The 19424-nt window shown below is 71.0% G+C and carries 18 protein-coding genes and 2 pseudogenes; 9 read left to right on the plus strand and 11 right to left on the minus strand.

The window, feature by feature from the left end:
- Nucleotides 1–15 precede the first annotated feature (15 nt).
- Both OG611_RS05465 and cdgB read right to left on the minus strand, forming a co-directional pair.
- Nucleotides 16–966 (minus strand): carbohydrate-binding protein, encoded by a 951-nt coding sequence (locus tag OG611_RS05465; RefSeq protein ID WP_266416081.1) that lies wholly within the window; start codon nucleotides 964–966, stop codon nucleotides 16–18.
- A 152-nt stretch (nucleotides 967–1118) separates the two neighbouring features.
- Nucleotides 1119–2762, minus strand: coding sequence for a diguanylate cyclase CdgB (gene cdgB, locus OG611_RS05470; RefSeq protein ID WP_266416084.1), 1644 nt, complete (start codon nucleotides 2760–2762; stop codon nucleotides 1119–1121).
- 416 nt (nucleotides 2763–3178) lie between these two features.
- On the opposite strand from cdgB, the gene OG611_RS05475 reads away from it, so the two are divergent.
- Nucleotides 3179–3685: a flavin reductase family protein gene (locus OG611_RS05475; protein ID WP_266416086.1), complete on the plus strand. Its 507-nt coding sequence runs from the start codon at nucleotides 3179–3181 to the stop codon at nucleotides 3683–3685.
- A 48-nt stretch (nucleotides 3686–3733) separates the two neighbouring features.
- On the opposite strand, the gene arfB is transcribed toward OG611_RS05475, so the two are convergent.
- Nucleotides 3734–4168, minus strand: coding sequence for an alternative ribosome rescue aminoacyl-tRNA hydrolase ArfB (gene arfB, locus OG611_RS05480; protein WP_266416089.1), 435 nt, complete (start codon nucleotides 4166–4168; stop codon nucleotides 3734–3736).
- Between the two features lie 183 nt (nucleotides 4169–4351).
- Here arfB and OG611_RS05485 point away from each other — a divergent pair, with 183 nt between their 5' ends.
- Both OG611_RS05485 and OG611_RS05490 read left to right on the plus strand, forming a co-directional pair.
- Nucleotides 4352–4927 carry a TerD family protein gene (locus OG611_RS05485; protein WP_266416091.1) on the plus strand — a complete coding sequence of 192 codons (576 nt, stop codon included), beginning with the start codon at nucleotides 4352–4354 and terminating at the stop codon, nucleotides 4925–4927.
- 356 nt (nucleotides 4928–5283) lie between these two features.
- Complete coding sequence (locus tag OG611_RS05490; protein WP_266416092.1) at nucleotides 5284–6864, plus strand: M4 family metallopeptidase; 1581 nt, start codon at nucleotides 5284–5286, stop codon at nucleotides 6862–6864.
- A 30-nt stretch (nucleotides 6865–6894) separates the two neighbouring features.
- Here the strand turns inward: OG611_RS05490 and OG611_RS05495 are convergent, their stop codons facing one another.
- The 3 genes and pseudogenes from OG611_RS05495 to OG611_RS05505 form a co-directional block, all read right to left on the minus strand.
- Nucleotides 6895–8298, minus strand: a complete 1404-nt coding sequence (locus OG611_RS05495; protein WP_266425560.1) for a M1 family metallopeptidase — start codon at nucleotides 8296–8298, stop codon at nucleotides 6895–6897.
- Nucleotides 8299–8546: 248 nt separating this feature from the next.
- Nucleotides 8547–8903: pseudogene (locus tag OG611_RS05500) on the minus strand (ankyrin repeat domain-containing protein); the annotation flags it as partial.
- A 50-nt stretch (nucleotides 8904–8953) separates the two neighbouring features.
- Nucleotides 8954–9511 carry a heme-binding protein gene (locus OG611_RS05505; RefSeq protein ID WP_266416093.1) on the minus strand — a complete coding sequence of 186 codons (558 nt, stop codon included), beginning with the start codon at nucleotides 9509–9511 and terminating at the stop codon, nucleotides 8954–8956.
- Nucleotides 9512–9733: 222 nt separating this feature from the next.
- Here OG611_RS05505 and OG611_RS05510 point away from each other — a divergent pair, with 222 nt between their 5' ends.
- From OG611_RS05510 to OG611_RS05520, 3 genes are read left to right on the plus strand one after another with little or no spacing between them, the layout of a single operon-like run.
- Nucleotides 9734–10999 (plus strand): sensor histidine kinase, encoded by a 1266-nt coding sequence (locus OG611_RS05510; protein WP_266416094.1) that lies wholly within the window; start codon nucleotides 9734–9736, stop codon nucleotides 10997–10999.
- On the plus strand, nucleotides 10996–11625 hold the full coding sequence (locus OG611_RS05515) for a response regulator transcription factor (RefSeq protein WP_266416096.1): 630 nt from the start codon (nucleotides 10996–10998) through the stop codon (nucleotides 11623–11625). The genes OG611_RS05510 and OG611_RS05515 overlap by 4 nt, the downstream gene beginning before the upstream one ends.
- Before the next feature lie 45 nt (nucleotides 11626–11670).
- Nucleotides 11671–12168, plus strand: coding sequence for a hypothetical protein (locus OG611_RS05520; RefSeq protein ID WP_124717226.1), 498 nt, complete (start codon nucleotides 11671–11673; stop codon nucleotides 12166–12168).
- Nucleotides 12169–12196: 28 nt separating this feature from the next.
- Here OG611_RS05520 and OG611_RS05525 read toward each other — a convergent pair whose 3' ends face one another.
- The 3 genes and pseudogenes from OG611_RS05525 to OG611_RS05535 form a co-directional block, all read right to left on the minus strand.
- A complete protein-coding gene (locus tag OG611_RS05525; RefSeq protein ID WP_323180102.1) occupies nucleotides 12197–12877 on the minus strand; it encodes a pentapeptide repeat-containing protein in 681 nt (226 codons plus the stop codon).
- Between the two features lie 80 nt (nucleotides 12878–12957).
- Nucleotides 12958–13437, minus strand: coding sequence for a GNAT family N-acetyltransferase (locus OG611_RS05530; protein WP_266416099.1), 480 nt, complete (start codon nucleotides 13435–13437; stop codon nucleotides 12958–12960).
- 76 nt (nucleotides 13438–13513) lie between these two features.
- Nucleotides 13514–13636: pseudogene (locus OG611_RS05535) on the minus strand (hydroxyurea phosphotransferase); the annotation flags it as partial.
- A 185-nt stretch (nucleotides 13637–13821) separates the two neighbouring features.
- Between OG611_RS05535 and OG611_RS05540 the strand changes: the two are divergent.
- Together OG611_RS05540 and OG611_RS05545 are read left to right on the plus strand one after the other, a co-directional pair.
- Nucleotides 13822–14496 carry a rhomboid-like protein gene (locus OG611_RS05540; RefSeq protein ID WP_266416101.1) on the plus strand — a complete coding sequence of 225 codons (675 nt, stop codon included), beginning with the start codon at nucleotides 13822–13824 and terminating at the stop codon, nucleotides 14494–14496.
- A 99-nt stretch (nucleotides 14497–14595) separates the two neighbouring features.
- On the plus strand, nucleotides 14596–15996 hold the full coding sequence (locus OG611_RS05545) for an FAD-binding oxidoreductase (protein ID WP_266416103.1): 1401 nt from the start codon (nucleotides 14596–14598) through the stop codon (nucleotides 15994–15996).
- 79 nt (nucleotides 15997–16075) lie between these two features.
- On the opposite strand, the gene OG611_RS05550 is transcribed toward OG611_RS05545, so the two are convergent.
- A complete protein-coding gene (locus tag OG611_RS05550; protein ID WP_323180104.1) occupies nucleotides 16076–16795 on the minus strand; it encodes a hypothetical protein in 720 nt (239 codons plus the stop codon).
- An 85-nt stretch (nucleotides 16796–16880) separates the two neighbouring features.
- Complete coding sequence (locus OG611_RS05555; protein WP_266416107.1) at nucleotides 16881–18392, minus strand: MFS transporter; 1512 nt, start codon at nucleotides 18390–18392, stop codon at nucleotides 16881–16883.
- Nucleotides 18393–18627: 235 nt separating this feature from the next.
- On the opposite strand from OG611_RS05555, the gene OG611_RS05560 reads away from it, so the two are divergent.
- On the plus strand, nucleotides 18628–19356 hold the full coding sequence (locus OG611_RS05560; protein ID WP_266416110.1) for a TetR/AcrR family transcriptional regulator C-terminal domain-containing protein: 729 nt from the start codon (nucleotides 18628–18630) through the stop codon (nucleotides 19354–19356).
- Nucleotides 19357–19424 lie beyond the last annotated feature (68 nt).

Consider the following 19424-nt stretch of genomic DNA (forward strand, 5'->3'; position numbering starts at 1 on the left):
TGCGTCCAGGGATGGTCAGCGCTTCACGTGACCGGCCTTCAGCGACAGCTGATCCAGGTTGGCGTCGCACTGGTCACCCTCGTTGCACGAGATCGTGATCGTGTTCGGGCCCTTGTTGAGCTGCATCCAGGAGAACGTGGTCGTCCAGCCCTTCTCCAGATCGCCCTCAGGGGCCTCGGCGAAGTTCTCCATGCTGATGCTGCGGGGAGCCTCGGCGTTGACCGTCAGGGACGTCTTGGCATCCTTGCCCGGCACTCCGTACGTCACGAACAGCGTGTACGGACCGGCCTTCGGCACCTCGACCGACCAGGTCGCCGACCGGCCGACCTCGTTGAGGTTGATGTACTGGCCGTTGGAGCTCTTGGCACCCTTGGTCGCGTTGTCCAGCTGGGCCGAGCCGCCGAGTTTCAGCGTCGCCGCGTCCTGCTTGGGGAGCTCGACCGGGGCCTCGGAGCTCGCGGACTCCTTGGGCTTCGGGGACTCCTCGACCTGGCTGCCGGGTCCGGCGGAGGAGGTGGCCTCCTCCTTCTTCTTGTCCTTGTTGCCGTTGCCCGTGATCAGCGCGGCACCGATGCCGATGAGCACGACCAGGACCACCGCGACGGCGCCGATCAGCAGGCCCTTGGTGTTCGGGCCGCCCTTGCCGGGGCCGCCGGGACGGCCGCGGCCACCCTGCTGCGGCACCTGCGCGGTGGTGGCGCCGGGGTACGTCTCCGGGGCGGCGTACTGCGCGTTCGGCTGGCCGTACACCTGCTGCTGCGGCATCTGCTGGCCGTACTGACGCTCGCCGACGGTGCGTACCTGGTTGTACGAGGTCCGGGGCACGCCGGGCTGCGGGGCCGCCGGGGGGTAGCCGTAGCCGCCCTGCCGCGGCGGCTGGGCGCCCGCTGCCTGTCCGTCCTCGTACAGGTAGCCGAACGGATCGTCGTCCTCGGGCGTGTTTGCGCCGTTGTTCCCGGCCGTCATCCCTGGGTCACTCCTCACCATGTCGCCAGCCGTCGCCGAATAGTGCCAGCCGTGGCCGACCGGCCGAGCCTACCCCGAACGGCCCACACCAAGAATTGCCGTCGCCGGTACCGGAACGGCGGCGGAGCCCGGGAAAGGCGCCGCCGTGAACGTCAGCCTGCCCTGCGGTGAACCTTCGAGCGCGACCGCTTCTCCACATACATCCGCTGGTCGGCGGAGCGCAGCACCTCTTCCGCGGTCATGCCGCAGGCGGCCCAGCCGATGCCGAAGCTCGCCCCCACCCGCACCGCCCTGCCGTCGACCCGAATCGGCGGAATGATGGCGTTACGCAGGCGTACGGCCAGGTCCGCGGCGTCCGCGTCGCCGAGTCCGTCGGCGAGGACGACGAATTCGTCACCCCCGAGCCGGGCCACGGTGTCGCCGTCGCGGACACAGGTGGTGAGCCGGCGGGCGACCTCGATCAGCACGGCGTCACCGGTGTGGTGGCCGAAGCGGTCGTTGATCGACTTGAAGCCGTCGAGGTCGCAGAAGAGGACCGCGAGCCCCTTCGCCCCGTCGTCGTGCTCGGTGTCGGGTGCGACGGCGTGCACATGGTGGTCGTGCGGGCCGCCGGGTGCCTGGTCCACCTCGTAGCCGTGCGTCCGCGCGTCCTGATCGTCGATGTCTCCGTAGGCCGCGTCCAGCGCCTCCACCGGGGTGGTGGCCGCCGCGTTCGGGCGCTCGCAGAGCCGGGCGCCCAGCCGGGAGCGCAGCTCGGCACTGTTGGGCAGGCCGGTGAGCGCGTCGTGCGAGGCACGGTGCGCGAGATGCAGCTCGTGGCGCTTGCGCTCCTCTATGTCCTCGACGTGGGTGAGCAGGAAGCGGGGGCCGTCCGCGGTGTCGGCGACGACGGAGTTGCGCAGCGAGACCCAGAGGTAGGTGCCGTCCCGCCGCCCGAGGCGCAGCTCGGCGCGACCGCCCTCGGCGGAGGTGCGCAGCAGGGTGCCGATGTCCTCGGGGTGGACGAGGTCGGCGAAGGAGTAGCGGCGCAGCACGGACGCGGGACGGCCGAGCAGCCGACACAGGGCGTCGTTGGTGCGCAGCAGCCGGCCGTGCTGGTCGCCGCCCATCTCGGCGATGGCCATGCCGCTGGGCGCGTACTCGAAGGCCTGGCGGAAGGACTCCTCGCTGGCCCGCAGCGCCTGCTGTTCCCGTTCGAGGCGGACCAGCGCCCGCTGCATGTTTGCTCTGAGCCGGGCGTTGCTGATCGCAATGGCCGCCTGCGACGCGTACATCTGGAGGGCTTCGCGGCCCCAGGCGCCGGGGCGGCGGCCGTTGCGCGGGCGGTCCACGGAAATGACGCCCAGCAGATCGGGGCCGCCGCCGGAGGCGTACATAGGGGCGTAGAGGCGGTCCTGCGGGTGCCATTCGTCCTCGAAACGGGGATCCGGCCCGTCGGTGTGCCACTGCGGTACGTCGTCGTCGAGGAGGACCCAGCCGTCGGTGTGCGGTATGAAACGGAGCTCGTCCCAGGCCTGCCCCATCGTCAGCCGGCGCTCCCAGGAGGCACGCGAGCCGACCCGGCCGGTGATCAGGGCTTCCGCCGCACTGTTGCCCGCGAAGGCGGCGACCACGAGATCGCCGTCGGGGCGGACCAGGTTCACGCAGGCCAGCTCGTAGCCGAGACCGGTGACGATTCCGTCGGCCACGGTCTGCAGTGTGTCGGCCAGGCTCCGCGCCGTGTTGAGATCGGCCACGGCCTGGTGCAGCTGCCGCATCGTCGCAAGACGGACGTACGGCTCCGACTCGGCCTCCATTGCTCGCACTCCCCGAGACCTCGACAGCACTCCAGGTTTCATATCGACGTACTTACTGCAGTGTCACGGCAACTGAATCACAGTGAGCTGTGCAGCCGGTACACAGGGTCAACAAATATTGCACTCTGTGACTCAAGTCACAACAGATGGTAAAGGGTTGTGAGCGGCGTACGGATCCGCTCCGTCCTTTTCTTGAACGCAAATCCGAACGCCGATCCGCGACGCGATCCGCCACGCGATCCGCCACGCGGACCCCTGCGTCGCGGCGCCGCCGCGTCCGCCATGGACCACGGGTCCTAGGACCCGGCTGGTCCCTTGGCCCGATGCGGAGGCACGCACTCCGCGGCTAGCGTGCCGATGTGCTGCAGACGACGACCCCCGCCCCGCGTTCCCGGCCCGTCCCCCATGCTGAGGGGGTGAGCAACGATGAGTTCCGAGGCGCCCTGGCCCGGCTGGCCGCCGGTGTCGTACTGATCACCGCCCAGGAGCCGCCGCTGGACGAGAACGGACGCGGCGAGGACGTCGGCATGACGGCGACCGCCTTCATGTCGGTGTCCCTGGACCCGCCACTGGTGATGGTCAGTCTGCGCAACGACTCCCGGATGGACGACCTGCTGTCGGAGCAGCCGCTGTGGGCGGTGTCCGTGCTCACCGAGAGCCAGCGGCACGTCGCCGGACGGTTCGCGATGAAGGGCCGGATCAGCGACCGGCTGCTGTTCGAGGACATCCCCTATACACGGGGCGAGGTCACCGCCGCGCCGTTGATCGGCGGCGCGCTGGCCACGCTGGAGTGCCGTACCGAGCAGCGGGTCCTGGCAGGCGACCACACGCTGGTGATCGGGCGGGTGCTGAGCGCGGCCCTGCCCAGCGGGGACGGTTCGCCGCTGACGTACTTCCGGGGGCGCTACCGCCGACTGGGGTGAGGACGGCCGGGGACCGGCCGCCGGGCCCCGGGCGGGCGAACCGGTCCGTCACCAGTCGCGGCCGGAGCGGCCGCGCTTGGTATCGCCGCGCTGCTTCTTCTCGCGCAGTCGGCGTTCGTTGATGCCTCGCGGGATCCGCGTCTTGCGGCGCGGCCTCGGGGGCGGTGCCGTCGCCTCGGCGAGCAGGGAGGCGAGCCGTACGAGGGCCGTCTCGCGGTTGCGCCACTGGGAGCGGTGCTCGGAGGCGCGTACCGCGATCACCCCGCCGACGAGCCTGCTCTCCAGCCGCTGGAGCGCCCGCTCCTTCCACACCTCGGGAAGCGACTCGGTCGCCGCGAGGTCGAAGCGGAGCTCCACCTGGGAGTCGCTGGTGTTGACGTGCTGCCCCCCGGGTCCCGAGGACCGCGAGAAACGCCACATGAGCTCGGCCTCCGGCAGGGAGACCGAACCGCGGATGACATAGGGCCCGGACATGACACCCATGTTCCCCGGACCAGAGGGTGTTCGTCACCTTCTTTTGCCGTACCGGCCGGCCGTCCGGCCGGGGGACTTCGGTAAAGAAAGTAAAGGGATCAGGAACCTCCTGGTCCCTTGTCCGCGTTATGCCCTGTGACGGTAGCTTCGTGATGGCATGAAGCCCGCAATCGACGATGAAAGGGACTTCCCATGGCTGTAAGCCTGTCCAAGGGCGGCAACGTCTCCCTCACCAAGGAGGCCCCGGGCCTGACCGCCGTCACGGTCGGCCTCGGCTGGGACGTCCGCACCACCACCGGCACCGACTTCGACCTCGACGCCTCGGCGATCGCGGTCAACCCGGCCGGGAAGGTCGTCTCCGACGGTCACTTCGTCTTCTTCAACAACAAGTCGACGCCCGACCAGACCATCGTCCACACCGGTGACAACGTCACGGGCCAGGGCGAGGGCGACGACGAGCAGATCAACGTCAACCTGGCGGGCCTGCCGGCCGACGTCGACAAGATCGTCTTCCCGGTCTCGATCTACGACGCCGAGACCCGCAGCCAGAACTTCGGCCAGGTGCGCAACGCGTTCATCCGCATCATCAACCAGGCCGGTGGCGTAGAGATCGCCCGCTACGACCTGAGCGAGGACGCCGCCACCGAGACCGCCATGGTCTTCGGCGAGCTGTACCGCAACGGCGCGGAGTGGAAGTTCCGCGCGGTCGGCCAGGGTTACGCCTCCGGTCTGCGCGGCATCGCCCAGGACTTCGGCGTCAACCTCTGACGCACGGGCACGACCACGGAAGCCCCCGGCCGTTGCGGCCGGGGGCTTCCGCGTGTGCACGGCGCGAGGGTGCGCGCGGCGCGAGCGTGTGCACGGCGCGAGGGTGCGCGGCCCGAGGGTGCGCGCGGCCGGAGCACGCGCGCCGCCGGAGCAGAGGCAGGGGGCAGAACACCCCGTATGCGATGCCACCGGACATCTACACCCAACTCCCGCCGATTAACGAACACATGTGTATTCCATTCGGACAAGAAGTAGTCAAATAAATGTGAGGTATTTGTTAGTGCTCCGTCAATGTCGGTCATTCGATGGCACGCTCTCGGCTCGTAACCCCCCACGGAACGAGCAACGGAGAGCGCATGACCCCCCACATGAACACCCGTCGCGCCGCAGCCCTGGCCGCCGTGGCCGCGATGGTCGTCGTCGGCATGCAGACCGGTGCGGCAAACGCCGTGCCCGACAACGGCAATGACGGTCCCTCCGCCACTCACAGCGTCGTGCCCTTCAGCGCGAACAAGGCCTCGCAGCGCAACGCCGCCATCAAGTCCGCACAGAGCGAGGTCGCTTCGACCGCCGACTCGCTCGGGCTCGGCGGCAAGGAGAAGCTGATCGTCCGTGATGTGATCAAGGACGCGGACGGCACCGTCCACACCCGCTACGAGCGCACCTACGACGGGCTGCCCGTGCTCGGCGGCGACCTCGTCACCCACACCGCCCCCGGCGGAAAGCTCAAGGGCGTCACCAAGGCGACCAAGGCCCGGATATCCGTGCCCTCCACGACGCCGAAGATCAAGACCGCGGCCGCCGCCCGCAAGGTGATCTGGGCCGGCTCCGGCAAGCCCGTCCTCGCCCTGGAGACGGTCAAGGCCGGGGTGCAGAAGGACGGCACGCCGAGCCGGGTGCACACCATCACCGACGCGATCACCGGCAAGAAGCTCCAGAGCTACGAGGCGGTCGAAACCGGCGTCGGCAACAGCCAGTACAGCGGCGAGGTCGAGCTGTCGACCACCGCGGCCGGCTCCGGCTTCGAGCTGACCGACGGCGACCGCGGCGGCCACAAGACGTACGACCTCAACCAGGGCGAGAGCGGCACCGGTGACCTCGTCACGGACGACGACGACACCTGGGGCGACGGCACCGGCAACGACCGCCAGACCGCCGCGGTCGACGCCGCCTACGGCGCCGCGCAGACCTGGGACTTCTACAAGTCGGCGTTCGGCCGCGACGGCATCGCCGGTGACGGCAAGGCCGCGTACTCGCGGGTCCACTACGGCGACGCGTACGTCAACGCGTTCTGGGACGACAGCTGCTTCTGCATGACGTACGGCGACGGCGCCGACAACAAGAGCGCGCTGACCGCCCTCGACGTCGCGGGCCACGAGATGAGCCACGGCCTGACCGCGTCCACCGCCAACCTCGACTACTTCGGCGAGTCCGGCGGCCTGAACGAGGCGACCAGCGACATCCTCGGCACCTCGGTCGAGTTCGCCGCGAACAACAGCACGGACGTCGGCGACTACCTCATCGGCGAGAAGATCGACATCAACGGCGACGGCACCCCGCTGCGCTACATGGACAAGCCGAGCAAGGACGGCGGCTCGGCCGACTCCTGGGACAGCAGCGTCGGCGACCTCGACGTGCACTACTCCTCCGGCGTCGCCAACCACTTCTTCTACCTGCTGTCCGAGGGCAGCGGCGCGAAGACCATCAACGGGGTCGACTACGACTCCCCGACCAGCGACGGCTCGACCGTCACCGGCATCGGCCGGGACAAGGCCGTCCAGATCTGGTACAAGGCCCTCTCCGAGTACATGACGTCGACCACCGACTACGCGGGCGCCCGTGAGGCGACCGAGAAGGCGGCGACCGACCTGTACGGCGCGGACAGCGCCGAGCTCACCGCGGTCCAGGCCGCCTGGGGCGGCGTCAACGTGAAGTAGTCCGAACAGCAGCACTCCGACGGGAGCCGGTCAGCCCTTCGAGGCGGGCCGGCTCCTGCCGTACAGCCAGGTGTTCCACAGCTCCGTCAGGTCCTGCCCGGTCGTCTTCTCCACGTAGGCGGTGAAGTCGGCGGTCGACGCGTTGCCGTGCCGGTGGGCCTTCGTCCAGCCCCTGACGAGCGCGAAGAAGCGCTTGTCGTCGTCCACGGCCTGCCGGATCCTGTGGATGACCATCGCCCCGCGCCCGTACACCGGCGCCTGCGAGATGTCCGCGGCCGTCGGCGGATCGGCCGGCGGGAAGGCCCAGTTGTCGTCGTCCGCGAAGGCGGCGTCGAACCGGCCCTGGACCGGTCTGCCGTTCTTGTCGGCCTCCCACAGCCACTCCGCGTACGTCGCGAAGCCCTCGTTCAGCCACATGTCCCGCCAGCTGTCGGGCGTGACGGAGTCGCCGAACCACTGGTGGGCCATCTCGTGGACGAGGAGCCCGGCGCCCGGCGGCCCGTGGAAGAAGGGCCGGTTCTGGGTCTCCAGGGCGTAGCCGGCGTCCCCGGCGCGCTCGACGATCGCGCCCGTGGCGGAGAAGGGGTACGGGCCGAACCGCTCCGCCTCCCACTTCACGACCTCGGGGACCCGGGCGAGAATCCGCGCGCTGTCCGCCGCCACCGTCGTGTCCGCGGCGGTGAAAACCTTGATGCCGTCCGCCGTCGTCGACTCCTTCGTGTCGAAGCGGCCGATGGCGACGGTCGCCAGATAGCTCGCCATCGGTTCGGCCGTGTGCCAGCGGTACGTGGTGGTACCGCCCGAGGTCCGCCGGGAGGTCAGCTCCCCGTTGGACACCGCCGTCAGCCCCTCGGGGACGGTGACGGCGATGTCGTACGACGCCTTGTCGCTCGGGTGGTTGTTGCCGGGGAACCAGGCCATCGAGCCGATCGGTTCGCCGAGCGCGACCGAACCGTCCGCGGTCCGCAGCCAGCCCTCCCGCGACCCGTCGGGATCGGTGAGGGTCCGCGGGGAGCCCGAGTAGCGGACGACCGTACGGAAGGTGCTGCCCCTGCGCAGCCTGCTCGCGGGGTCGGGTCGCAGCGTCAGCTCCTGCCCGGCCCGGTTGACGGCGGCGGGACGGCCGTCGACGGTCGCGGAGTCCACGGTGAGGCCGACGAGGTCGAGGTCGAGGGCGCTGAGGTCCTGGGTGGCGCGCGCGGTGATCGTGGCGGTGCCGCGCAGCCGGTGGGCGGCCGGGTCGACGTCGAGCGCGAGGTCGTAGTGCGTGACGTCGTAGCCGCCGTTGCCGAGCTTCGGGAAGTACGGATCGCGCAGGCCGGCCGCGCCGGGCCTGCCCTCGACACCGCCGGTGCAGCCGGTGGACGTCGTCAGCACCAGCAGGACGAGAGCGGCGGCGCGGGCCGTGCGGCGTACAGGTGTTCGCTGATCCACACCGGCGATCCTAGGCACGGAATGCCCGGTTGGCGCGATATCGGCTCGGAGGACCGCGATCCCCAGCGGGCGGGCGCCCGCGATCACCTCGAACGGCCGCTTCCCGCCCGTGAGATCGACGACGGTGATGCCATTGCCGTACCCGTCGCGGGTGAAGGCCTCGGTGACGTACGCCGTACGGCCGTCGTCGGACACCGCCACGTCCTCGTGCGGCCCGTCCAGCGGTACGACGCGCTCGGAGCCTTCGGGACGTAGGCGGCGTGGCCGCGCTCGCTCGCCGGGATGAGCGCGATGCCGCCGAAGCGGTTGCGGAGCTTCAGATCGGGGCCGGCCGGCAGCAGGACGTGCAGCATCGGGACGCTGCCGGTGACTCCGGTCGCCGGCCAGGGGCTCTCCTCGCGCCGGTCCTGTGCGTCGGGCTCCGCGCCCGCCGCGACGAGCAGCCGAGCGGCCTCGACGTGGTCGCCGTGGACGGCGAGGAGCAGCGGGGTCCGCAGCTCCTCGTCGCGGCAGTCCACCCGGGCACCGCCCTCGATCGCGGTCCGCACCCGGTCGGTGTCGCCGGTGCGTGCGGCGTCGAGCAGTTGTTGATCGAGGGCGTTCATGTCGTACTCCTGTCGCTCGGCCTGCCGGGCCTGCTCTGCTTGCTCGACGCCTACTCGGCGAGGGAGGCCACGCCGGCCTGGGCGAACTTCTCGTCGAGGTCGCCGCTCGGGGCGCCGGCCACCCCGATGCCCGCGATCGGGGCACCCTTCGCCGTGACGGGGGCACCGCCCGCGAGGAACAGGGTGCCGGGGATGTCCTTCAGCGTCGGGGTGTTCGTCAGGCGCTGGGTCAGCTCGGAGGTGGGGGCGTTCCAGGAGACGGCGGTGTACGCCTTCTTCACGGCCGACTCGTAGGCCTGCGGGCCGGCGCCGTCGCCGCGCAGCGTCACGACGGTGTTGCCGTTGCGGTCGACGACGGCGACGGAGACGCGCTGGTTCTCCTTCTTCGCGGCGTCGAGGGTCGCCTGGGCGGCCTTGGTGGCGGCGGCCACGGTCAGGTGGGTCGTCTGCTGAAGGTTGCGGTTCGCGGCGTCGGCCTTGACGGCGGCGGCGGGCGCGGCGGCCGGGGTGGAGGCGCTGGCGGACATCGCGCCGAAGGTCCCGGCGCCGAGGGCGGCGGCGACGACGGCACCGGTCAGGACGCGGGTGCGCAGCGACAGCTTCTTCATGGTGGGCTCCTCAGCAGCGGTGGGTGAGCGTGTTCGGCTCTGTCATCGATCCTCCGGCCGGGCCCGGCCCGTACGGTCGACGGACCGGCTCGACGCCGCGCGCGGGACGGTCGACGGCCCCATCGGCCGATCGGTTGATGCGACGGTGGTCATCCGGGGTGACCATGGACGTATCCGTGCAGGTCAGCGGTGCCGCTGACGGTGAGGAGCGAGAGGTACGAGGTGAAGCACCGAACCCCATCCGCCGCACCGGACCGGACCGGCGACCCGGACGCCCGGTGGCTCACGCTCCTGATGCACGCCGCGTTCTTCCTGCTGCTCGGCGCCTCGCTCACCCGCTTCCTGCTGCGCCACCCCGGCGAGGCCCGCACCCCGTGGATCATCGCGCTCTCCGTCGCCCTCGCCGTGCTGTACGTGCTCGGGCCGGTGCTCGGCTCGCGTCCGACACCGCGCTCCCTGGTGTGGCTGGGGGTGCTGGTCGCCGTGTGGATGGTGCTGGTCGTCCTCGCGCCGAGCTTCGCGTGGTGCGCGGTGCCGCTCTTCTTCACCGGGCTGCGCATCCTCCCGCCGCGCGCCGCGCTCGCGCTCGTCGCCCTGCTCACCCTGTTCGTCGTCGCCGCGCAACTGCGGCTGGCCGAGGGCTTCGACCCGAATCTGGTACTCGCCCCGCCCGCCGTGGCGGCGGTCGCGACGGCGGTCTTCGTCCATATGCAGCGCCAGGCCGGGCGTCAGCGCGAACTGTCCGAGCGGCAGGGCGAACTCATCGACGACCTGCTGCGCACCCGCCGCGAACTGGCCGCCACCGAGCGCCGCGAGGGCACCCTCGCCGAACGCCAGCGGCTGTCCATGGAGATCCACGACACCCTGGCGCAGGGCCTCTCCAGCCAGCAGATGCTGCTCCAGGCCGCCGACCGCACCTGGGACGCCGACCCGGTGACCGCCCGCCGCCATGTCCGTACGGCCACCGGCATCGCGGAACGCAATCTCGCCGAGGCCCGCCGCTTCGTCCACGACCTGGCGCCCGCCGATCTCGCGGAGGGCGGCGACCTGGAGGCGGCCCTGCACGCACTGGCCGCCCGCGAGACGGCACAGGGGCAGGGGCGGCTCACCGTCCGCTGCCATGTGGAGGGGGAAGGGCACACCGCGCTGCCGGACCGGGTGCAGTCCGCGCTCCTGCGCATCGCGCAGGGCGCCCTGGCCAATGTGAAGGAACACGCGCACGCGACGGAGGCGGCGCTGACGCTGACCCACCTCGACGACCGGGTCGTCCTGGACATCGCCGACAACGGACAGGGCTTCGCACCCACCGAAGCCACCCGGGCCACCGGCAGCGTGCGCGGTCACGGGCTGCCCGCGATCCGGGCCCGGCTGCACCAGCTCGGCGGCACGCTGACGATCGAGTCGGCGCCGGGCGAGGGCACGGTGCTGTCCGCCGCCGTCCCGCTCACCCCCACCGCCCCGCCGACCACCCCGGAGGACCTCGCATGACCGCGACGCCGCCCGTACGCATCCTGATCTGCGACGACCATGTCGTCGTACGCGCCGGTCTGCTCGCCCTCCTCGGCAGCGAACCGGACATCGAGGTCGTCGGCGAGGCCGGCAGCGGCGAGGAGGCCGTCGCCCTGGCCGCCAAGCTCACCCCGGACGTCGTCCTGATGGACCTCCAGCTCGGGCAGGGCATCGACGGCGTCGAGGCCACCCGGCGCATCTCCGCCACCGGCGTCCATGTGCTGGTCCTCACCACGTACGACACGGACGCCGACATCACCCGCGCCATCGAGGCGGGCGCCATCGGCTATCTGCTGAAGGCCGAGCGCCCCGAGGAGCTCTTCGCCGCGATCCGCTCGGCCGCCCAGGGCCGCACCACGCTCTCCCCGCCGGTGGCCAGCCGCGTCATGGCCCGGATGCGCAAGCCCCTGCCCACCCTCACCGACCGCGAGCTCGACATCCTGGCCCAGCTCTCCCAGGGCCTGGGCAACCGCGACATCGCCCGCGCCCTGTTCATCAGCGAGGCCACGGTCAAGACCCACCTCGGCCGGATCTACGACAAGCTCGGCGTCGACACCCGCGCGGGCGCCGTCGCCGTCGCCAAGGAGCAGCGGCTGCTGCCGTAGGGCCTCCGGGCGCCGACGCCCCCTCGGGCATGACACCATCGAAGCGTGCTCGACATCGGCTACTCCCTCTCCCGACGCTTCCCCGATCCGCCGCAGACCGACTACCGCCGCGCGGACGTCCACGCCCTGCGGCACGATCTGTTCTCCGGGGACGTCTACCTCGCGGACACCAAGGAGGACCGCGAGGTATCCACGGCCTGGGGATGGGTGCCGGTGCTCGACTTCGCGTGGGCGCTGTGCGACATCGTCGAGCAGATCGACCAGGACCCGCGCGGCAACCGCTCGCACCGGCAGCAGTTCGCCGAGCTGGACTTCACCGAATCGTCCGACCGGATGCTCTTCGAGCGCCGCTTCGGCTGGGTCGACGTCGAGGCGGACTGGATGCCCGGCGAGGAGCCCCCGCTCACCTTCAGCCACTCGCTGCTGCGCCGCGAGGCCCGCGACTTCCTGCACGATCTGATCGCCGACCTCGCCGACATGCACGAGGGCCTCGCCGACAACCCCGTGATCTGGGACCTCCAGGCCCGCTTCCCCCGTATCTGAACCCGGCCCCGGTCCTCGCGAAAGGGTCCTACGCCTCCACGCGCACCCCGATCTGCGCCGCGAACGCGGGCGCCAGCTCCATCAGCTGCGCCGGGCTGATCACCGCGCCCGCCAGCCGCTCCACCCCACGCGCGATGTCCAGCTCCGCGACCGAGCGCAGGTCCACCGACTCCATCCGGACGGAGCTGAAGTCGGCCCGCTTCAGCACACAGTCGCGGAACTCCACCCGCACCAGCTGCGCGTCGCCGAAATCCGGCTCGGAGAGCACACAGCCCTCGAACACCACGTCCTTGAGCCGGGCCTTCCGCAGATTCAGGTAATCGATCTTCCCGCCGCGCACCAGCACCCGCTCCAGCACCGCGCCGTGCAGCTGCACCCCGCCCAGCCGGGCGTCCACCACCTCCACGTCACGCAGCGACGCCCCCGCGAGATCGGTGCCCACGCCCCGTACGCCCGTCAGCACCGAGTCGATGAAGCGGGCCCTGATCAGCTCCGTGCGGTCCAGCGCGCAGCCGTCCAGCGCGCAGTCCATGAACCGGGCTCCCGGACCCGACTCGTCCGCGAGATCCGTCCCCTCGAACCGCACTCCGTCGTAGTCCCCGTCCGGCTCCAGGCCCTCGCCGTCGTACGGAACGAGCGGGGGGAGCCGCACCTCCGGCCGCCGAGCCGCCGCGATGGTGTCCGTCTTCCTGCTGTTGCTGCGTGCCATGCCCTCCATCGTGACCCATGCCACTGACAACGCCCCTCGCGGCGATGCGCACGGGACCGGGACGGCGGGCCCGCCTCCGCCTACCGCTGCCCGCCGAGCTCCGCCAACGCCTCGTCCGTCAGCCGGTACACCGTCCACTCGTCCTGCGGCCGCGCGCCCAACGACTCGTAGAACGCGATGGACGGGGTGTTCCAGTTCAGCACCGACCACTCCAGACGCTCGTAGCCGCGCTCCGCACAGATCCGCGCCAGCTCCGTCAGCAGCGCCTTCCCGTGGCCGCCGCCGCGCCGCTCCGGGCGTACGTACAGGTCCTCCAGGTAGATGCCGTGCACCCCGCGCCAGGTGGAGAAGTTCAGGAACCACAGCGCGAAGCCGACGACCTCGCCGTCGTCGTCCGACTCGGCGATGTGCGCGTACGCGGCGGGCCGCTCGCCGAACAGCGCCTCGTGCAGCTGCTCCTCGGTGGCGTTCGCCTCGTGCAGGGACTTCTCGTAGTCGGCCAGCTCACGGACCATGGCGTGGATGACGGGGACATCGGCGGGGACAGCGGTACGAATCATGGGGGCAGCGTAAACAGGGGCACGTCCCCCACCCGCCCCACCCCCTCGCCCGGCGGCACCGCCTGTTCCGCGCCGGTCAGCTCCGGCCCAGCAACTGCCGTGCGATCTCCGCCCGGTTCGGGTCCAGCCGCCGCCGGCCGTCCGACACGTCCCACAACGCGTTCTGCAGCAGCCGCCCCGGCGTCCAGGCCGGCGCCCGCAGCCCGCAGCCCGCCGGGGCGGGGACGGATGTCAGCCGGGCCAGCAGCTCGGCGAGAATCCCCGAGGCCTCGCGCTCGTCCGCCATCCCGTCCAACGAGCGGCGTCCGCCCAGGACTGGGTGGCGATCAGCCCGTCCGGAATGTCGATCACGCCGACGATCCCAGGGCCGTGCGTCAATCGGATATGACTCCGAGCAGCCCCGCACCGCCCACCCGGCACCGCACCGTCGCCGGTTCGTGGATCCGCAGCGCCGGCTCATGGATCCGCAGCGCACCCGGCACCTACGTCTGGCTGGCCGCGCTCTTCGTCACCACGGTCATCGTCCACCAGATGTCACCGGACTTCGAGGAGGACTTCCTGCGCCAGCGCTCGACCAACATCCACGAACTCACCGAGGACCCCCTACGCGTCCTGTTCGCCAGCGCCCTCTGGATCGACGGCGGCCAGTGGATCCCCTACGCCCTCCTGTACACCGTCTTCCACGCCCCCGCCGAACGCTGGCTCGGCACCCTGCGCTGGCTCACCGTCGCCGTCCTGGCACACGTCCTCGCCTCCCTCGCCAGCGAAGGCGTCCTGGCCTGGGCGATCCGGCACGGACACGTACCACCCGCGGCTGCCAACACCCTCGATGTCGGCGTCAGTTACGCGCTCGCGGGGGTCGTCGCCGTCCTCACGTACCGCGTCCCGCCGCCCTGGCGGTACGTGTACGTCTTCGCCGTCCTCGTCATCTACGGCGTCCCCCTCATCACCGGCCGCTCCTTCACCGACCTCGGCCACTTCACCGCCGTGCTCATCGGCCTCGCCTGCTACCCACTGGCCTGGTCCCGGCAGAGGACGAGAACGCCCGTTCCGCAGTAACGTCCCGCCCCAGAGGAAACGCGGCCTCGCGCACACCCTCGCACCACGCTTCACGCAACACTCCACACAGGGCTTCACACCGGACAAAGCAGAGGCAACATGAGCACCGTCAGCACCGTCAACGGCGGCATATCGTTCTGGTACGCGGACCGAGGCACCCCTCTCGCCCGGGAACCCCTGCCGGGCGACGCCACCGCCGACATCTGCATCGTCGGCGGCGGATACACCGGACTGTGGACCGCCTACTACCTCAAGAAGGCCGTCCCCTTCCTCAACATCACCGTTCTCGAAGCCAAGTTCTGCGGCTACGGCGCCTCCGGGCGCAACGGCGGCTGGCTGTACAACGGCATCGCGGGCCGCGACCGCTACGCGAAACACCACGGCCACGAAGCCGCCGTCCGGCTCCAGCAGGCGATGAACGAGACGGTCGACGAAGTCGTACGGGTGGCCGCCGAGGAGAACATCGACGCCGACATCCATCAGGGCGGCGTCCTCGAAGTCGCCTACACGCCCGCGCAGCTGGCCAGGCTCAAGGACTTCCACTCCGTCGAGATCGCGTTCGGCGAGACGGACCGCGTCCTGCGCGGCGCCCGGGAGACCTGCGAACGCGTCAACGTCACCGGAGCCGTCGGCTCCACCTGGACCCCGCACGGCGCCCGGCTGCACCCGGTCAAACTCGTCCAGGGGCTCGCCGCGACCGTCGAGGCGCTCGGCGTCACCATCCACGAGTCGACGCCCGTCACCGAGATCAAGCCCAAGCACGCGCACACCCCGTACGGCACCGTCCGCGCCCCGTACATCCTGCGCTGCACCGAGGGCTTCACCGCGAACCTCAAGGGCCAGCGGCGCACCTGGCTCCCCATGAACTCCTCGATGATCGCCACCGAGCCGCTCCCCGCGTCGGTCTGGGACACCATCGGCTGGGACGGCCACGAAACCCTCGGCGACATGGCCCACGCCTACATGTACGCCCAGCGCACCGCCGACGACCGCATCGCGCTCGGCGGCCGGGGCGTCCCGTACCGCTACGGCTCCGGCACCGACAACGACGGCCGCACCCAGCCCGCCACCATCGAGGCCCTCCGCGACATCCTCGTCCGCTTCTTCCCCAGCACCGCGGGCGCCCGGATCGACCACGCCTGGTCCGGCGTCCTCGGTGTCCCCCGCGACTGGTGCGCCACGGTCACCCTGGACCGTTCCACCGGGCTCGGCTGGGCGGGCGGCTACGTCGGCTCCGGAGTCGCCACCACCAATCTCGCCGCCCGCACCCTGCGCGACCTGATCCAGCAGGACTCCGGCCAGTCGGGTCCCACCGAGCTGACCACCCTCCCCTGGGTCGGCCACAAGGTCCGCCGCTGGGAGCCGGAGCCCTTCCGCTGGCTCGGCGTCCACGGCATGTACGCCGCCTACCGCGCCGCCGACCGCCGCGAACTCACCTCGCCGCGGGCCGGCACGGACCCGGTGGCGAAGGTGGCGGACCGGCTGGCGGGACGGCACTGACCGGAACAACGGACGGGCACCCGCCACCGAGTGGTGGCGGGTGCCCGTGGTTCGTTCGGTCAGCTCCGTGGAGGTCGTGTCACATCGAGCGGCAGAAGTCCTTGCCGTGGCACGGCTTGGGCTTCGGCTTGCACTGCTTGTCGTGCTTGCCGTGCTTCTCGTGGCACGGCTTCGGCTTGGGCTTGCACTGCTTGTCGTGCTTCTCGTCGCACGGCTTCTTCCCGACGGTGATGCGCGCCTGGTCCTGGTTCGACCGGACGGTGCCGTTCTCGGCCGTGGCCACCGCGCGGTTGATGACCTCGCCCCGCTTGGCGTCGGCGGCCGTGACTCGGTAGGTGCCGGTGCAGGTGGTGCTGTCACCGGACTGCCCGGCCGGGGCGAGCGTGGTCGAATCGCAGGTCACACCCGTCACCCGGTCGTCGGCGACCGAGAGCCCCGTCAGCTCCTCGGGGCCGGTGTTGGTGACGGTGTACGTGTACGTCACCTCGTCGCCGACCTGGTACACGCGGGTGTCGTCGGCCGACTTCTCCAGCCGGACCCCGGGCCCGGACCGGACCGGGCCTCCACGGTGACGTCGTCGGGTGGCGACTGGACCGGGGTGCCGTCGGCCTGCCCGTGCGGGGTCGGGGCACCGAAATCTCTCAACCTCATGGCGGGCAAGGCAGGAACTTGCCCCGGCGCCGGGACGTAACACGCCCCGCGACCGCCGCCCTCCCTCCCTCCGGCGTACGCATCCGAATGACGGCCGACGGTGACGGGTGGTCCGAGCGGATCGCCCGGTCGCATGAACGGATCGCACGGTCGCACGTTCGCCCAACCGGACCGGGAGCCGGAAACGGTAGAAGGCCGGTGCCCTCCCGGGGCACCGGCCTTCTGCATGAGGGTCAGGCGACGAGCTCGGCGTCCTCCGCCGGGGCCGGGGCGGGCTCGGGCTTCGTGTCGCGCATGACCAGGGCGGCCAGGACGGCGGCGGCCAGGACGCCGATCGCGCTGATGGTGAAGGTGGTCGACATCGAGGAGGTGAAGGCCTCCCGGGCGGCCCGGACCAGGCCGGTGTCGCCGTGGGCCAGGGACAGCGCGTCGGTGATCGAACGCTTGGCCTGCCCCGGTGCGTCGGCGGGCATCTCGCGGGCGAAGCCGCTGGACAGGAGCGAGCCGAGGATCGCGATGCCGAGTGCGGTGCCGGCCTGCTGGATGGTGTCGTTCAGGGCCGAGCCGACGCCCGCCTTCTCCGCCGGGATGGTGCCCATCAGCGCGCCGACCGCGGCCGGCATCGCGAGGCCCGCACCGAGGCCGAGAAGACCGAGCGCGACCGCCGGGAGGGTGAAGCCGCTGTCGGGCGAGACGGAGGTCAGCAGCCCGAAGGCGGCGGCCATGACGATCATCCCGGCCAGCACCAGCATGCGGTTGCCGGTCTTCGCGGCGAGCCCGGTGCCGACGAAGTTGCCGATCAGCGCCGCGACGGCCAGCGGTACGAACGCCAGACCCGCCTTGACCGGCGAGTAGCCGAGCACGAACTGCAGGTACTGGGTGAAGACCAGCAGCAGGCCGCCGTTGCCGATCTGCACGAGGGTCAGCGAGAGCGAACCGCCGCTGAAGTTGCGGTGCTTGAAGAGGACCAGCGGCACCATCGGTGCGGAGGTGACGTTCTCCCAGACCACGAACCCGACGAGGGCGATAACCGCGACGGCCAGGGTGATCGCGGACCGGCCGCCGAAGGCACCGTGCTGCGGGATCTCGATGATCCACCAGACCAGGGCGGTCATGCCGGCCGCGGAGAGCACCGCGCCGAGCGGGTCGGCCTTCTGCCACGGCCCCTTCGACTCCGGCATGAGGGTGAGACCCGCGAGGACGGCCAGCGCGACGACCGGAACGTTGATGAAGAAGATCGAGTGCCAGGAGAAGTGGTCGATCAGCACACCGCCGAGCACCGGGCTGCCGACCAGACCGAGCATCGCCACCGAACTCCACACCGCCATCGCCTTGTTGCGTTCCTGCTCGTCGAAGACGGTGATGAGGATCGACAGCGTCGACGGCATGATCAGGGCGCCGCCGACGCCCATCGTGACCCGGGCGGCGATCACTTCACCGGGGCTGGTGCAGAAGGTCGCGGCCAGTGACGCCGCCCCGAAGAGCAGCAGGCCGATGATCATGATCTTCCGGCGGCCGAACCGGTCGCCGAGGCTGCCGGAGGTGAGCAGCAGCCCGGCGAAGACCAGGATGTAGGAGTCGAGGATCCACTGCGTGTCCTGGGCGCTCGCGCCGAGGTCCTCGGTCATCGCCGGCACCCCGACGGTCAGCGCCATGCTGTCGACCACCAGGACCAGCGAGCTGAGGCACAGCACGATCAGGATCCACCAGCGGCGTGGATTACGGGTCTCCATGACGGTCTCCATGAGGCTTTCCCTTCGGGTTGCGCACACCGTTCCTTCGATGCGAACACTGTACGCAGATGAGTACGGCGTGCGCAACCATCCCTCATGTACGCTCGATGCGAACGGTGTACGCACCTCGCCCCGCCGCCAAGCGCCACCGGGTTCCACGCACCGCGGAGCGCCAGGCACCGCCGAGTTCCGCGCACCCCGAGTTCCGCGCACCCTGAGTTCCGCGCACCACCAAGGAGGAGACGTCATGGCAGCCAGGACCAACCCGATCCCGTCCGTGTGGACGCGACAGCAGCGCGAGCCCGACCAGCCCGCGCTCAGCCGGGCCGCGATCGTCCGCGAGGCGATCGTGATGCTGGACGCCGACGGCATCGAGGCGCTCAGCATGCGCAAGCTCGGCGCCCGCCTGAACGCCGGCGCGACCTCCCTCTACCGGCACGTCGCGACCAAGGACGAGCTGATGGAACTCGCGGTGGACGAGGTCTTCGCCGAGATCACGGTGCCCCCCGCCGACAGCCCGGACTGGCGCGCCGCCGCCACCGAGGCCGCCCGATCCTTCCGCTCGACCGCCCTGCACCACCCCTGGCTGGCCTCGGTCCTCGGCCAGGCGGGCCTCGCCTACCTGGGCCCCAACCTGATGTCGTTCTCCGAACGGCTGGCCGCCCTGTTCACCGCGGTCGGCTTCCCCGAGCCGAGCCGCGCGATCGACACCGTCATGACCTACGTCATCGGCATGAGCACCACCGAGGCGGCCTGGCTCACCACCGTCGCCCGCTCCGGCGAGACCGAGGCCGCCTTCATGTCCCGCCTCATGCCCGCCGCCCAGCAGGCCGCGGCCGAGCACGACCACCTCGCCGGCACCTTCACCGCCTCCACGGAGACCGCCCCCGAGGAGATCCGCGACTCCAAGTTCACGTACGGCCTGGAAGTCGTCCTCGACGGACTGGCGTTGCGGCTCCCGCCCCGGGCGCACTGACCACGAGCACCGTCACCGGCGGCCGGGCCCGCACGGGCCTGGCCGCCGACCCGGGCGGCCCCCGCCCC

The sequence above is a fragment of the Streptomyces sp. NBC_01363 genome, from assembly GCF_026340595.1.
Taxonomy (GTDB): domain Bacteria; phylum Actinomycetota; class Actinomycetes; order Streptomycetales; family Streptomycetaceae; genus Streptomyces.

What these genes read in the sequence shown, in the direction of transcription:
- OG611_RS05465 (WP_266416081.1), bottom strand. Translation starts at nt 966, where the DNA reads ATGACGGCCGGGAACAACGGCGCAAACACGCCCGAGGACGACGATCCG.
- cdgB (WP_266416084.1), bottom strand. Translation starts at nt 2,762, where the DNA reads ATGGAGGCCGAGTCGGAGCCGTACGTCCGTCTTGCGACGATGCGGCAG.
- arfB (WP_266416089.1), bottom strand. Translation starts at nt 4,168, where the DNA reads ATGGGTGTCATGTCCGGGCCCTATGTCATCCGCGGTTCGGTCTCCCTG.
- OG611_RS05485 (WP_266416091.1), top strand. Translation starts at nt 4,352, where the DNA reads ATGGCTGTAAGCCTGTCCAAGGGCGGCAACGTCTCCCTCACCAAGGAG.
- OG611_RS05490 (WP_266416092.1), top strand. Translation starts at nt 5,284, where the DNA reads ATGACCCCCCACATGAACACCCGTCGCGCCGCAGCCCTGGCCGCCGTG.
- OG611_RS05505 (WP_266416093.1), bottom strand. Translation starts at nt 9,511, where the DNA reads ATGAAGAAGCTGTCGCTGCGCACCCGCGTCCTGACCGGTGCCGTCGTC.
- OG611_RS05515 (WP_266416096.1), top strand. Translation starts at nt 10,996, where the DNA reads ATGACCGCGACGCCGCCCGTACGCATCCTGATCTGCGACGACCATGTC.
- OG611_RS05525 (WP_323180102.1), bottom strand. Translation starts at nt 12,877, where the DNA reads ATGGCACGCAGCAACAGCAGGAAGACGGACACCATCGCGGCGGCTCGG.
- OG611_RS05530 (WP_266416099.1), bottom strand. Translation starts at nt 13,437, where the DNA reads ATGATTCGTACCGCTGTCCCCGCCGATGTCCCCGTCATCCACGCCATG.
- OG611_RS05540 (WP_266416101.1), top strand. Translation starts at nt 13,822, where the DNA reads ATGACTCCGAGCAGCCCCGCACCGCCCACCCGGCACCGCACCGTCGCC.
- OG611_RS05545 (WP_266416103.1), top strand. Translation starts at nt 14,596, where the DNA reads ATGAGCACCGTCAGCACCGTCAACGGCGGCATATCGTTCTGGTACGCG.
- OG611_RS05555 (WP_266416107.1), bottom strand. Translation starts at nt 18,392, where the DNA reads ATGGAGACCGTCATGGAGACCCGTAATCCACGCCGCTGGTGGATCCTG.
- OG611_RS05560 (WP_266416110.1), top strand. Translation starts at nt 18,628, where the DNA reads ATGGCAGCCAGGACCAACCCGATCCCGTCCGTGTGGACGCGACAGCAG.